Origin of the sequence: Streptomyces sp. NPDC014801 (assembly GCF_043082085.1) — a bacterium.
In the GTDB taxonomy this organism is placed as follows: Bacteria; Actinomycetota; Actinomycetes; order Streptomycetales; family Streptomycetaceae; genus Streptomyces.
In genome coordinates this window covers 328,642-341,850 of record NZ_JBIBXG010000007.1, presented here as the reverse complement: position 1 = coordinate 341,850, position 13,209 = coordinate 328,642, and the positions used below count along the sequence as shown (strand labels likewise).

12 protein-coding genes are annotated in these 13,209 nt (G+C 69.5%); all 12 read left to right on the top strand.

What is annotated here, in order from left to right; genetic code table 11:
- The first annotated feature begins 367 nt into the window (after window positions 1-367).
- The 12 genes from ACF1AL_RS19100 to nuoL are packed head-to-tail and all read left to right on the top strand — an operon-like array spanning window position 368 to window position 13,204.
- The gene (locus ACF1AL_RS19100; protein ID WP_003992243.1) at window positions 368-727 is read left to right on the top strand and encodes an NADH-quinone oxidoreductase subunit A; all 360 of its coding nucleotides are present in this window, start codon (window positions 368-370) and stop codon (window positions 725-727) included.
- A gap of 13 nt (window positions 728-740) precedes the next feature.
- Window positions 741-1,295, top strand: coding sequence for an NADH-quinone oxidoreductase subunit B family protein (locus tag ACF1AL_RS19095; protein ID WP_007383964.1), 555 nt, complete (start codon window positions 741-743; stop codon window positions 1,293-1,295).
- The gene (locus ACF1AL_RS19090; protein ID WP_391826570.1) at window positions 1,292-2,047 is read left to right on the top strand and encodes an NADH-quinone oxidoreductase subunit C; all 756 of its coding nucleotides are present in this window, start codon (window positions 1,292-1,294) and stop codon (window positions 2,045-2,047) included. The genes ACF1AL_RS19095 and ACF1AL_RS19090 overlap by 4 nt, the downstream gene beginning before the upstream one ends.
- Complete coding sequence (locus ACF1AL_RS19085) at window positions 2,044-3,384, top strand: NADH-quinone oxidoreductase subunit D (protein ID WP_366838731.1); 1,341 nt, start codon at window positions 2,044-2,046, stop codon at window positions 3,382-3,384. The genes ACF1AL_RS19090 and ACF1AL_RS19085 overlap by 4 nt, the downstream gene beginning before the upstream one ends.
- Window positions 3,381-4,247, top strand: coding sequence for an NADH-quinone oxidoreductase subunit NuoE (nuoE, locus tag ACF1AL_RS19080; RefSeq protein WP_366838732.1), 867 nt, complete (start codon window positions 3,381-3,383; stop codon window positions 4,245-4,247). Before ACF1AL_RS19085 ends, nuoE begins: the two co-directional genes overlap by 4 nt.
- A complete protein-coding gene (gene nuoF, locus ACF1AL_RS19075; RefSeq protein ID WP_384204466.1) occupies window positions 4,247-5,593 on the top strand; it encodes an NADH-quinone oxidoreductase subunit NuoF in 1,347 nt (448 codons plus the stop codon). Before nuoE ends, nuoF begins: the two co-directional genes overlap by 1 nt.
- Window positions 5,590-8,094 (top strand): NADH-quinone oxidoreductase subunit G, encoded by a 2,505-nt coding sequence (locus tag ACF1AL_RS19070; RefSeq protein ID WP_391821091.1) that lies wholly within the window; start codon window positions 5,590-5,592, stop codon window positions 8,092-8,094. The genes nuoF and ACF1AL_RS19070 overlap by 4 nt, the downstream gene beginning before the upstream one ends.
- On the top strand, window positions 8,091-9,455 hold the full coding sequence (gene nuoH / locus ACF1AL_RS19065) for an NADH-quinone oxidoreductase subunit NuoH (RefSeq protein ID WP_384204472.1): 1,365 nt from the start codon (window positions 8,091-8,093) through the stop codon (window positions 9,453-9,455). Before ACF1AL_RS19070 ends, nuoH begins: the two co-directional genes overlap by 4 nt.
- Entirely contained in the window at window positions 9,448-10,089 is a 642-nt protein-coding gene (gene nuoI, locus ACF1AL_RS19060) for an NADH-quinone oxidoreductase subunit NuoI (RefSeq protein ID WP_384204475.1), read from the top strand. Before nuoH ends, nuoI begins: the two co-directional genes overlap by 8 nt.
- Window positions 10,086-10,928, top strand: coding sequence for an NADH-quinone oxidoreductase subunit J (locus ACF1AL_RS19055; protein WP_391704236.1), 843 nt, complete (start codon window positions 10,086-10,088; stop codon window positions 10,926-10,928). The genes nuoI and ACF1AL_RS19055 overlap by 4 nt, the downstream gene beginning before the upstream one ends.
- Complete coding sequence (gene nuoK / locus ACF1AL_RS19050) at window positions 10,925-11,224, top strand: NADH-quinone oxidoreductase subunit NuoK (RefSeq protein WP_003974374.1); 300 nt, start codon at window positions 10,925-10,927, stop codon at window positions 11,222-11,224. The genes ACF1AL_RS19055 and nuoK overlap by 4 nt, the downstream gene beginning before the upstream one ends.
- Window positions 11,225-11,239: 15 nt before the next feature.
- The gene (gene nuoL, locus ACF1AL_RS19045) at window positions 11,240-13,204 is read left to right on the top strand and encodes an NADH-quinone oxidoreductase subunit L (RefSeq protein WP_386418024.1); all 1,965 of its coding nucleotides are present in this window, start codon (window positions 11,240-11,242) and stop codon (window positions 13,202-13,204) included.
- Window positions 13,205-13,209 lie beyond the last annotated feature (5 nt).

Sequence of the window (13,209 nt, the reverse complement as noted above, 5' to 3'; positions counted from 1 at the left end):
AAGAGATGGCGTCCAGGGCGAATTTGCATCCGGCCGTCCGTGCTTGATAAGGGGGCACACCTTCTGACCTGCCCCGACGAGCGGAAATGTCACCTCTGGTGATCACTCGGACGCTTCCTGTACGAAGATCACCGCTCATACGACTTCATGATCCTTCGTCAGGTGGTGGAGATCACAAAGCTTGTGCAATACCCCGTGTCGCAGATCACAGACCGTCGGGCATAAGATGCACGCGGTTGGGCTTGTGACCTGCTTCACATGTTCCCGATCTTCGCCGGGGCGGGCGGGGTTCGTGGGGCTGAGGAGACGGCTGTGAGACCGACCGCAACCGCCAGCAGTCAGTGCCGACTGAGAGGAGCGAGGAGCGGTGAACGCGTATGCGCCCATCCTCGTACTGGGAGCCCTCGGGGCAGGCTTTGCGATCTTCTCCGTGGTCATGGCCACGCTGATCGGTCCGAAGCGGTACAACCGGGCCAAGCTCGAGGCCTACGAGTGCGGTATCGAGCCGACCCCCACGCCGGCCGGCGGCGGGCGCTTCCCCATCAAGTACTACCTGACGGCGATGCTCTTCATCGTCTTCGACATCGAGATCGTCTTCCTCTACCCCTGGGCCGTCACCTTCGACGCCCTGGGGATTTTCGGGCTCGTGGAGATGCTGCTCTTCGTGCTCACCGTCTTCGTCGCCTACGCCTACGTCTGGCGGCGCGGCGGCCTGGAATGGGACTGAGGGGCCTTACGACATGGGACTCGAAGAAAAGCTTCCGAGCGGCTTCCTGCTGACCACCGTCGAACAGGCCGCGGGCTGGGTGCGCAAGGCGTCCGTCTTCCCCGCGACCTTCGGACTGGCCTGCTGCGCCATCGAGATGATGACCACCGGAGCCGGCCGTTACGACCTGGCCCGCTTCGGCATGGAGGTCTTCCGCGGTTCGCCCCGCCAGGCCGACCTGATGATCGTCGCCGGCCGGGTCAGCCAGAAGATGGCGCCGGTCCTCCGGCAGGTCTACGACCAGATGCCGAACCCCAAGTGGGTGATCTCCATGGGCGTGTGCGCCTCCTCGGGCGGCATGTTCAACAACTACGCGATCGTCCAAGGCGTCGACCACATCGTCCCCGTCGACATCTATCTGCCCGGCTGCCCGCCGCGGCCCGAGATGCTGATGGACGCGATCCTCAAGCTCCACCAGAAGATCCAGAGCTCGAAGCTCGGCGTGAACGCCGAGGAGGCGGCCCGGGAGGCGGAGGAAGCGGCGCTCAAGGCCCTGCCCACGATCGAGATGAAGGGGCTGCTGCGGTGAGCGAGGCCAACCACAACGGGGCCGACCACAACGGGGTGAACCCCGAGAAGGACCTGTCCGCCTCCAACCTCCCCGGCCAGCGCGGCCAGGGCGGCGAGGAGATCCGCGTCCAGCGCGGCATGTTCGGTGCCAACAGCGGCGGCGACACCTCCGGCTACGGCGGCCTGGTGCGCTCGGTCCGGCTCCCGGGACCGGCGAGCAGGCCGTACGGCGGCTGGTTCGACGAGGTCGCCGACGAACTCGAAGGCGCGCTGGAGGAACAAGGACTCCTCCCGGACAACGCCATCGAGAAGACGGTCGTCGACCGCGGCGAGCTCACCTTCCACATCGAACGCGAGCACCTGCTGCGCGTCGCCCGCACCCTGCGCGACGACCCCGCGCTGCGCTTCGAGCTGTGCACCGGCGTCAGCGGCGTGCACTACCCGAACGACAAGGGCCGCGAGCTGCACGCCGTCTACCACCTGCGCTCGATCACCCACAACCGGCTGATCCGCCTCGAAGTCAGCGCCCCCGACGCCGACCCGCACGTCCCGTCGCTGGTCTCCGTCTACCCGACGAACGACTGGCACGAGCGCGAGACGTACGACTTCTTCGGGATCGTCTTCGACGGTCACCCGGCCCTGACGCGGATCATGATGCCGGACGACTGGCAGGGCCATCCGCAGCGCAAGGACTACCCCCTCGGCGGCATCCCCGTCGAGTACAAGGGCGCCCAGATCCCGGCTCCGGACCAGCGGAGGTCGTACTCGTGAGCAACACGCAGTCCCACGCGGCGTCGGCCGCCTCGGCCCGCGAGACCACCGAGGGCACCGTCTACACGGTCACCGGAGGCGACTGGGACGAGGTCGTCCAGTCCGCGGCCCGGGCCGACGACGAGCGCATCGTCGTCAACATGGGCCCCCAGCACCCCTCCACCCACGGCGTGCTGCGCCTGATCCTGGAGATCGAGGGCGAGACGGTCACCGAGGCCCGCTGCGGCATCGGCTACCTCCACACCGGCATCGAGAAGAACCTCGAGTACCGGACCTGGACACAGGGCACCACGTTCGTGACGCGCATGGACTACCTGACGTCCTTCTTCAACGAGACCGCGTACTGCCTCGCCGTGGAGAAGCTCCTCGGCATCGAGGACCAGATCACCGAGCGGGCCAAGATCATCCGGGTGCTCCTGATGGAGCTGAACCGGATGTCCTCCCACCTGGTGTGCATCGCCACCGGCGGCATGGAGCTCGGCGCGACCACGATCATGATCTACGGGTTCCGCGACCGCGAGATGATCCTCGACCTCTACGAGCTCATCACCGGCCTGCGGATGAACCACGCCTACATCCGCCCCGGCGGACTCGCCCAGGACCTGCCGCCCGGCGCGGTGGACCAGATCCGCGAGTTCGTGAAGAAGATGAAGAAGAACCTCCCGGAGTACGACAAGCTCGCCACCGGGAACCCCATCTTCAAGGCCCGTATGCAGGACATCGGCTACCTCGACCTGGCCGGCTGCATGGCCCTCGGCGCGACGGGACCCATCCTGCGCTCCACCGGCCTGCCGCACGACCTGCGCAAGACGCAGCCGTACTGCGACTACGAGACGTACGACTTCGACGTCCCCACCGCCGACAGCTGCGACGCCTACGGCCGCTTCCTGATCCGGCTGGAGGAGATGCGCCAGTCGCTGCGGATCGTCGAGCAGTGCCTGGACCGGCTCCAGCCCGGCCCGGTCATGGTCGCCGACAAGAAGATCGCCTGGCCCGCCCAGCTCGCCCTGGGACCGGACGGGCTCGGCAACTCCCTCGACCACATCAAGAAGATCATGGGCACCTCCATGGAGGCCCTGATCCACCACTTCAAGCTGGTCACGGAGGGCTTCCGCGTCCCGCCGGGACAGGCGTACGCGGCGGTCGAGTCGCCCAAGGGCGAACTCGGCGTGCACGCCGTCTCCGACGGCGGCACCCGCCCCTACCGGGTCCACTTCCGTGACCCCTCGTTCACCAACCTGCAGGCCATGGCGGCGATGTGCGAGGGCGGCCAGGTCGCCGACGTCATCGTCGCCGTCGCGTCCATCGACCCCGTGATGGGAGGCGTCGACCGGTGACCACCTCTTCTTCGGAGCGGGGCGTCAGCCTGGGCATGCCCGAGTTGCCCGCGCCCGACTACCCGGACGAGGTCCGAGCCCGGCTGGAGGCGGACGCGCGCGAGATCATCGCCCGCTACCCCGACTCCCGCTCGGCGCTGCTGCCCCTGCTGCACCTGGTGCAGTCGGAGGAGGGCCACGTCACGCGCACCGGGATGCAGTTCTGCGCGGACGTGCTCGGCCTGACCACGGCCGAGGTCACCGCCGTCGCCACCTTCTACACCATGTACCGGCGCAGGAAGAGCGGCGACTACCAGGTCGGTGTGTGCACCAACACGCTGTGCGCGGTGATGGGCGGCGACGCGATCTTCGCCGAGCTGCAGGAGCACCTGGGCGTCGGCAACGGCGAGACCACCGAGGACGGCAAGGTCACGCTGGAGCACATCGAGTGCAACGCGGCCTGCGACTTCGCCCCCGTCGTGATGGTGAACTGGGAGTTCTTCGACAACCAGACCCCCGAGAGCGCCCGCCGCCTCGTGGACGACCTGCGCGCGGGACGCGAGGTCACGCCCACGCGCGGAGCGCCGCTGTGCACGTTCAAGGAGACCGCGCGGATCCTGGCCGGCTTCCCCGACGAGCGGCCAGGGGCCGTCGAGGCAAGCGGCAGTGCGGGACCGGCGTCGCTGGTGGGCCTCCGCCTGGCCAGGGGAGAGGCCGCACCCGCGCGCGTGGTCCATCCGCGCGGAGGTCCTCACGAGGAGCCGCAGGACAAGGTGCACGAGCCCTCGCCGGCCGAGCACCTCAGCTCCCATGACGCGCCGCAGGACACGTCGGCCAGCGACTCGGCCCACCCGGCCGGTCCTACCGCCGAGGAGGGGGAGTGATGACCTTGGCACCCGAACTGAAGGAGAACAGCCCCGAGAAGCTGCTCGCACCCGTGCTGTCGGCCTTCTGGGACGAGGACCGGTCCTGGTCCTTGGACGTCTACCGCAGGCACGAGGGGTACGAGGGACTTCGCAAGGCGCTCGCCATGTCACCGGACGACGTCATCGCGTACGTCAAGGACTCCGGTCTGCGCGGGCGCGGCGGCGCTGGATTCCCGACGGGCATGAAGTGGCAGTTCATCCCGCAGGGCGATGGAAAGCCGCACTATCTAGTTGTCAACGCCGACGAGTCGGAGCCCGGGACGTGCAAGGACATCCCGCTCCTCTTCGCGAACCCGCACAGCCTCATCGAGGGCATTGTGATCGCGTGCTACGCCATCCGGTCGTCGCATGCCTTCATCTATCTGCGGGGTGAAGTCGTCCCCGTTCTGCGGCGGTTGCACGAGGCCGTGCGCGAGGCCTACGCGGCGGGCTACCTCGGCGAGAACATCCTCGGCAGCGGACTCGACCTGAACCTCACCGTGCACGCCGGCGCCGGCGCGTACATCTGCGGTGAGGAGACCGCGCTGCTGGACTCGCTCGAAGGCCGCCGGGGTCAACCGCGGCTCCGTCCCCCCTTCCCTGCTGTGGCGGGCCTGTATGCCTGCCCGACTGTTGTGAACAACGTCGAGTCGATCGCGTCGGTTCCCGCGATCCTGAACCGGGGCAAGGAATGGTTCCGGTCGATGGGCAGCGAGAAGTCCCCCGGCTTCACGCTGTACTCCCTCTCCGGCCACGTCGCGAGCCCCGGCCAGTACGAGGCGCCGCTCGGGATCACCCTGCGCCAGCTCCTCGACATGAGCGGCGGCATGCGCCCCGGCCACCGCCTGAAGTTCTGGACGCCGGGCGGCTCCTCGACCCCGATGTTCACCGACGAGCACCTCGACGTCCCCCTCGACTACGAGGGCGTGGGCGCCGCCGGTTCCATGCTCGGCACCAAGGCCCTGCAGTGCTTCGACGAGACGACCTGCGTCGTGCGCGCCGTGACCCGCTGGACGGAGTTCTACGCCCACGAGTCCTGCGGCAAGTGCACGCCCTGCCGTGAAGGCACCTACTGGCTGGTGCAGTTGCTGCGGGACATCGAGGCCGGCAAGGGCACCATGAGCGACCTCGACAAGCTCGCCGACATCGCCGACAACATCAACGGCAAGTCGTTCTGCGCCCTCGGCGACGGCGCCGCCTCGCCGATCTTCTCCTCGCTGAAGTACTTCCGCGAGGAGTACGAGCAGCACATCACGGGCCGCGGCTGCCCCTTCGACCCGGCCAAGTCCACGGCCTGGGCCGACCGCACGGAGGTGAACGCATGACCGTGACCACGAGCGCCCCCACGGGCGGCGGAGAGGCGGCGGTCCCGCCCGAAGACCTCGTCACGCTGACCATCGACGGCGCCGAGATCAGCGTGCCCAAGGGCACCCTGGTCATCCGGGCCGCCGAGCAGCTCGGCATCGAGATCCCCCGGTTCTGCGACCACCCCCTGCTCGACCCGGCCGGCGCCTGCCGACAGTGCATCGTCGAGGTCGAGGGCCAGCGCAAGCCGATGGCGTCCTGCACGATCACCTGCACCGACGGGATGGTCGTCAAGACGCAGCTCAGCTCGCCGGTCGCGGAGAAGGCCCAGAAGGGTGTGATGGAGCTGCTGCTCATCAACCACCCGCTGGACTGCCCGGTCTGCGACAAGGGCGGCGAGTGCCCGCTGCAGAACCAGGCGATGTCGCACGGCCACGCCGAGTCCCGCTTCGAGGGGAAGAAGCGGACCTACGAGAAGCCGGTCCCCATCTCCACGCAGGTGCTGCTGGACCGCGAGCGGTGCGTGCTGTGCGCGCGCTGCACCCGCTTCTCCAACCAGATCGCCGGCGACCCGATGATCGAGCTGATCGAGCGGGGCGCGCTGCAGCAGGTCGGCACCGGTGAGGGCGACCCGTTCGAGTCGTACTTCTCCGGCAACACCATCCAGATCTGCCCGGTCGGCGCGCTCACCTCGGCGGCGTACCGATTCCGCTCCCGCCCCTTCGACCTGGTCTCCTCGCCCTCGGTGTGCGAGCACTGCTCCGGCGGCTGCGCCACGCGCACCGACCACCGGCGCGGCAAGGTGATGCGGCGCCTGGCCGCCTTCGACCCCGAGGTCAACGAGGAGTGGATCTGCGACAAGGGCCGTTTCGCCTTCCGCTACGCCCAGCAGCGGGACCGCCTCACCACGCCGCTGGTCCGCAACGCTGAGGGCGAGCTGCAGCCGGCGTCGTGGCCGGAGGCGCTGCAGATCGCCGCGCAGGGGCTGCTCGCCTCCCGCGGCCGCACCGGCGTGCTGACCGGCGGCCGGCTCACCGTCGAGGACGCCTACGCGTACAGCAAGTTCGCGCGCGTGGCGCTCGACACCAACGACATCGACTTCCGAGCACGCGTGCACAGCAGTGAGGAAGCCGACTTCCTCGCCGCCCGGGTCGCCGGCCACGGCCGCGACCTCGACGGCACGGGCGTCACGTACACCTCCCTGGAGAAGGCGCCGGCGGTGCTGCTGGTCGGCTTCGAGTCGGAGGAGGAGGCGCCCGGCGTCTTCCTGCGGCTGCGCAAGGCCTGGCGCAAGCACGGTCAGCAGGTGTTCGCGCTGGCCACCCACGCCACCCGCGGTCTGACGAAGGCGGGCGGCACGCTGCTGCCGGCCGCGCCCGGCACCGAGACCGAGTGGCTGGACGCCCTCGCGAGCGGTGTCGGCCTGGAGGACGACGGGGCGCGGGCCGCCGAGGCGCTGCGCACCGGCGGTGCGGTGATCGTCGTCGGTGAGCGGCTGGCCGCGGTGGCCGGCGGGCTCACCGCCGCCGTGCGGGCCGCGTCCGCGACGGGCGCCGGCCTGGTGTGGATCCCGCGGCGGGCCGGTGAGCGCGGCGCGATCGAGGTCGGTGCGCTGCCGTCGCTGCTGCCGGGCGGCCGCCCGGCCACCGACCCCCGCGCGCGTGAGGAGGTCGCCGCCGTGTGGGGCGTGGCCGAACTCCCGCACCGCTACGGCCGTGACACCGGGCAGATCGTCGAGGCCGCCCTCGCCGGCGAGCTGCAGGCGCTGCTGGTGGCGGGCGTGGAGGTGGCCGACCTGCCCGACCCGGCACGCGCGCGTGCCGCGCTCGACGAGGTGGGCTTCCTGGTGTCGCTGGAGCTGCGGCCCAGCGAGATCACCGAGCGCGCCGACGTCGTCCTGCCGGTCGCGGCGGTCCCCGAGAAGCCCGGCACCTTCCTCAACTGGGAAGGCCGGGTCCGCTTCTTCGACGCCGCCCTCAAGCCCGACCAGATGACCCGCCGGATCGAGCCGACCGACGCGCGCGTCCTGCAGATGCTCGCCGACGCCATGGACGTCCACCTGGGCCTGCCCGACCTGCGCACCACGCGCGCGGAGATCGACCGGCTCGGCGCCTGGACCGGGCCGCGCGCCACCGACCCGCTGGAGAGCGCCGGGCACCTGCCGCGGCCCGCCGCGGGCGAGGCGGTGCTCGCCGGGCACCGGCTGCTGCTCGACCAGGGCGTCCTGCAGGAAGGCGACGAGGCGCTCGCCGGGACCCGGCACGCCGCCCACGCGCGCGTGTCGGCCGCGACCGCCGCCGAGGCCGGCGTCAAGGAAGGCGACCTGCTCGCCGTGACCGGTTCCGCCGGCACCGTCGCACTCCCGCTGGAGGTCACCGAGATGCCCGACCGCGTCGTCTGGCTCCCGCTGAACTCCGCCGGCGGCGGTGTCGCCTCCGACACCGGCGCGCAGCCCGGGTCCCTCGTCCGCATCGGCCCGGCGACCGGCGTCGCCGACGCCCCGAAGGAGGTGGAGGCATGAGCCCGTACCTCGCCGCTGAAGACCTCTCGATGTTCGGCCGCGACCCGTGGTGGCTGGTCGTCGTCAAGGCGGTGTTCTGCTTCGCCTTCCTGATGGTGACCGTGCTGTTCTCCATCGTGTGGGAGCGCAAGGTCGTCGCCTGGATGCAGCTGCGCATCGGCCCCAACCGGCACGGCCCCTGGGGCATGCTCCAGTCGCTCGCCGACGGCATCAAGCTGATGCTGAAGGAGGACATCGTCGTCAAACGCGCGGACAAGGTGGTGTACGTCCTCGCGCCGATCGTCGCCGCCATCCCGGCGTTCATGGCGATCGCGGTGATCCCCTTCGGCCCGGCCGACAACGAGATCTCGATCTTCGGTCAGCGCACCACGATGCAGCTCACCGACCTGCCGATCGCGATGCTGTACATCCTCGCGGTCGCCTCGGTCGGCATCTACGGCATCGTGCTGGCCGGCTGGTCCTCCGGCTCGACGTACCCGCTCCTCGGCGGCCTGCGCTCGTGCGCGCAGATGATCTCCTACGAGATCGCCATGGGCGCCGCGTTCGCCTCGGTGTTCCTCTACTCCGGGTCGATGTCGACGTCGACGATCGTGGAGCAGCAGCAGGACCGCTGGTACATCCTGCTGCTGCCGGTCTCCTTCATCCTCTACATCGTCACCATGGTCGGCGAGACCAACCGCGCCCCCTTCGACATGCCGGAGTCCGAGGGCGACCTGGTCGGCGGCTTCAACACCGAGTACTCCTCGATCAAGTTCGCGATGTTCATGCTCGCCGAGTACGTGAACATGGTGACGGTGTCGGCGGTGTCGACCACCCTCTTCCTCGGCGGCTGGCGCGCCCCCTGGCCCATCAGCACCTTCTGGGAGGGCGCCAACCACGGCTGGTGGCCGCTGCTCTGGTTCGTGATCAAGGTCCAGCTGCTGCTGTTCTTCTTCATCTGGCTGCGCGGCACGCTGCCCCGCGTCCGCTACGACCAGCTGATGAAGCTCGGCTGGAAGGTCCTCATCCCGGTGTCGGTGGTGTGGCTGATGCTGGTCGCGACCGTCCGCGCGCTGCGCAACGAGAACTACGACTTCGCCGACATCGCCCTCTACGTCGGCGGCGCCGTCCTCGCCCTGCTGCTGTTGTCCTTCGTCGCCGACATGTTCCGCGACAAGGCGAAGAAGGCCGAGACGCCCGCCGCCGAACCGGCCGGTTTCGACCCGATGGCCGGCGGGTTCCCCGTGCCGCCGCTGCCCGGGCAGGAGCTGCCGCCGGTGCCCCGCCGCCGCTCGCGCCGCGAACGCGAGCTGATTGTCAGTGGTGGGCCCGATACTCACAGTGACGGATCTCTGGATGGAAAGGAGGCGTCCGATGGCTGAGGAGCCCAAGGAGACCAAGCCCGGTTTCCTCAACCCGGTGGCCGGCTTCGGCGTGACCTTCAAGGCCATGTTCAAGAAGCGGCTGACCGAGCAGTACCCGGAGCAGAAGAAGACCACGGCTCCGCGGTTCCACGGACGGCACCAGCTCAACCGCCATCCGGACGGCCTGGAGAAGTGCGTCGGCTGCGAGCTGTGCGCCTGGGCCTGCCCCGCCGACGCCATCTACGTGGAGGGCGCCGACAACACCGACGAGGAGCGCTACTCCCCGGGCGAGCGGTACGGCCGCGTCTACCAGATCAACTACGCCCGCTGCATCCTGTGCGGGCTGTGCATCGAGGCGTGCCCCACGCGCGCGCTGACGATGACGAACGAGTTCGAGCTGGCCGACTCCAGCCGCGCGAACCTCATCTACACCAAGGAACAGCTGCTCGCCGGCCTCGAAGAGGGCATGGTCGACTCCCCGCACGCCATCTACCCGGGGATGGACGAGCAGGACTACTACCGGGGCCTGGTCACCGAGGCCGCCCCCGGCACGGTCCGGCAGGTCGCCGTCTCCAAGGGCGAGGTCCCGCAGGAGGCCGCGTCCACCTTCGGCGAGGAGGAACCGGCGTCGGAGAAGGTGATCGGCCGATGACCACGCAGCTCGCCGCCTACACCACCTCCACCGGAGAGGCCTTCCAGTTCTGGGTCCTCGGCACGGTCGCGGTGATCGGCGCCCTGTGCACCGTCTTCATGAAGCGGGCCGTGCACAGCGCCCTCTGCCTCGCCGGGACCATGATCGTCCTGGCTGTCTTCTACCTCGCCAACGGCGCCTACTTCCTCGGCATCGTGCAGATCGTCGTCTACACCGGCGCGATCATGATGCTGTTCCTGTTCGTGGTGATGCTCGTCGGCGTCACCGCGGCGGACTCCCTGAAGGAGACCATCAAGGGCCAGCGCTGGCTGGCCCTTCTCAGTGGCCTCGGCTTCGGCGTCCTGCTCTTCGCCGGGATCGCCAACGCCTCCCTGAAGGAGTTCGAGGGCACCGGCCAGGCGAACGCGGGCGGCAACGTCCAGGGGCTCGCGTCCCTGATCTTCACCAAGTACGTCTTCGCCTTCGAGATCACCGGCGCCCTGCTGATCACGGCCGCCGTCGGCGCCATGGTGCTCACCCACCGCGAGCGCACCGAGCGCGCCCGGACCCAGCGCGAGCTCGCCGAACAGCGCGTCCGCGAAGGCACGTACGTCCCGCCGCTGCCGGCGCCCGGCGTGTACGCGCGGCACAACGCCGTGGACATCGCGGGCCTGCTCCCCGACGGCACCCCCTCCGAACTCACCGTCAGCAAGACGCTGCGGGAGCGCGGCCAGATCCGGGACGTGTCCGCCGAGGCGCTCAACGACCTCAAGGCGCTGGAGCAGCGCGCCGCGGAGCGCCTGGAGCGCAGGGCGATCGAGCCGGCGACCTTCAAGAAGACCGAGGAGGCGTCGAAGTGAACCCGGTCAACTACCTGTATCTCGCGGCGCTGTTGTTCACGATCGGCGCCACCGGCGTCCTGATCCGGCGCAACGCCATCGTGGTCTTCATGTGCATCGAGCTGATGCTGAACGCCTGCAACCTCGCGTTCGTCGCCTTCTCCCGGATGCACGGCAACCTCGACGGCCAGATCATCGCGTTCTTCACGATGGTCGTCGCGGCGGCGGAGGTCGTGGTCGGCCTCGCGATCATCGTGTCGCTGTTCCGTTCCCGCCACTCGGCCTCGGTCGACGACGCCAGCCTGATGAAGCTGTAAGGGGTCGGAAGAATCGTGGAGAACCTGATCGCGCTGCTCATCGCGGCGCCCCTGCTCGGAGCGGCCGTCCTCCTGGTCGGCGGCCGGCGCCTGGACCGCGTCGGCCACTGGATCGGGACGCTGCTGTCGGCCGTGTCCTTCGTGATCGGCCTCGTCCTCTTCGCCGACCTGCTCGGCAGGAGCGCCGACCAGCGCACCCTGACCCAGCACCTGTGGACGTGGATCTCGGTCGGCAGCTTCCAGGCGGACGTCTCCTTCCGCCTCGACCAGCTGTCGATGACCTTCGTCCTGCTCATCACCGGCGTCGGCTCGCTGATCCACCTGTACTCGGTCGGGTACATGGAGCACGACGAGCGCCGCCGCCGCTTCTTCGGCTATCTCAACCTGTTCCTGGCGGCGATGCTGCTGCTCGTCCTCGCCGACAACTACCTGCTGCTGTACGTCGGCTGGGAGGGCGTCGGTCTCGCCTCCTACCTGCTCATCGGCTTCTGGCAGCACAAGCCCAGCGCGGCCACCGCGGCGAAGAAGGCCTTCCTGGTCAACCGCGTCGGCGACATGGGCCTGTCGATCGCCATCATGCTGATGTTCACCACCTTCGGCACCTTCGCCTTCGGCCCCCTCCTCGGCACCCACGGCGAGCCCGGCCTGGCCGGTGACGCCACCGAGGGCAAGCTCACCGCGATCGCCCTGATGCTGCTGCTCGCCGCCTGCGGCAAGTCCGCCCAGGTGCCGCTGCAGTCCTGGCTCGGGGACGCCATGGAGGGCCCGACCCCGGTCTCGGCCCTCATCCACGCCGCGACGATGGTGACCGCGGGCGTCTACCTCATCGTCCGCTCCGCGGCCATCTTCAACGCCGCGCCCGACGCGCAGCTGGTCGTCACCGTGGTCGGCGCGGTCACGCTGCTGTTCGGTGCGATCGTCGGTTGCGCCAAGGACGACATCAAGAAGGCGCTGGCCGGTTCGACGATGTCGCAGATCGGCTACATGGTGCTGGCCGCGGGCCTCGGCCCGATCGGCTACGTCTTCGCGATCATGCACCTGGTGACGCACGGCTTCTTCAAGGCCGGCCTCTTCCTCGGCGCCGGTTCGGTCATGCACGGCATGAACGACGAGGTCGACATGCGCCGCTACGGCGGCCTCAGGAAGTACATGCCGATCACCTTCATCACCTTCGGCCTCGGCTACCTCGCGATCATCGGCTTCCCGGGCCTGTCCGGCTTCTTCTCCAAGGACAAGATCATCGAGGCGGCGTTCGCCAAGGGCGGCACCGAGGGCTGGATCCTCGGCGGCGCGGCCCTGCTGGGCGCGGCCATCACCGCCTTCTACATGACGCGCGTGATGCTGATGACGTTCTTCGGCGAGGAGCGCTGGCGCAACGCGCCGACCCCGTCCCCGGCCGAGCCGAGTGTGGAGCCCGCCGCCGAGACCCGCGGCGCCCACAGCGAGCCGCACCCGCACGAGTCGCCGAAGGTCATGACGATCCCGATGATCGTCCTCGCCGTCGGCTCCGTGTTCGCCGGCGCGTTCTTCAGCATCGGCGACCGCTTCCTGCACTGGCTGGAGCCCGTCACCGGGCACAGCGAGGGCGACTCGCCGCTCAGTGCGGCGACGGTCACCGGCGCCACCATGGTGTGCCTCGTCATCGGCGTGGCCATCGCCTGGGCGCAGTACGGCCGCAAGCCCGTCCCGGCCGTCGCCCCGCGCGGCTCGCTGCTCACCCGGGCCGCCCGCCGCGACCTGCTGCAGGACGACTTCAACCACATCGTCCTGGTCCGCGGCGGCGAGCACCTGACGCGGTCCCTGGTGTACGTCGACCACACCCTGGTCGACGGAGTCGTCAACGGCACGGCGGCCTCGGTCGGCGGCCTGTCCGGACGGCTGCGGCGGCTGCAGAACGGCTTCGCGCGGTCGTACGCGGTCTCGATGTTCGGCGGTGCGGCACTCCTCGTCGCCGCGACCCTGCTGATGAGGGCGGTCTGATACCG

Excerpts from the sequence above, each read along its gene's own strand:
- ACF1AL_RS19055 (WP_391704236.1), top strand. The coding sequence starts at position 10,086 with ATGACCACGCAGCTCGCCGCCTACACCACCTCCACCGGAGAGGCCTTC.
- nuoI (WP_384204475.1), top strand. The coding sequence starts at position 9,448 with ATGGCTGAGGAGCCCAAGGAGACCAAGCCCGGTTTCCTCAACCCGGTG.
- nuoF (WP_384204466.1), top strand. The coding sequence starts at position 4,247 with ATGACCTTGGCACCCGAACTGAAGGAGAACAGCCCCGAGAAGCTGCTC.
- ACF1AL_RS19095 (WP_007383964.1), top strand. The coding sequence starts at position 741 with ATGGGACTCGAAGAAAAGCTTCCGAGCGGCTTCCTGCTGACCACCGTC.
- nuoH (WP_384204472.1), top strand. The coding sequence starts at position 8,091 with ATGAGCCCGTACCTCGCCGCTGAAGACCTCTCGATGTTCGGCCGCGAC.
- ACF1AL_RS19070 (WP_391821091.1), top strand. The coding sequence starts at position 5,590 with ATGACCGTGACCACGAGCGCCCCCACGGGCGGCGGAGAGGCGGCGGTC.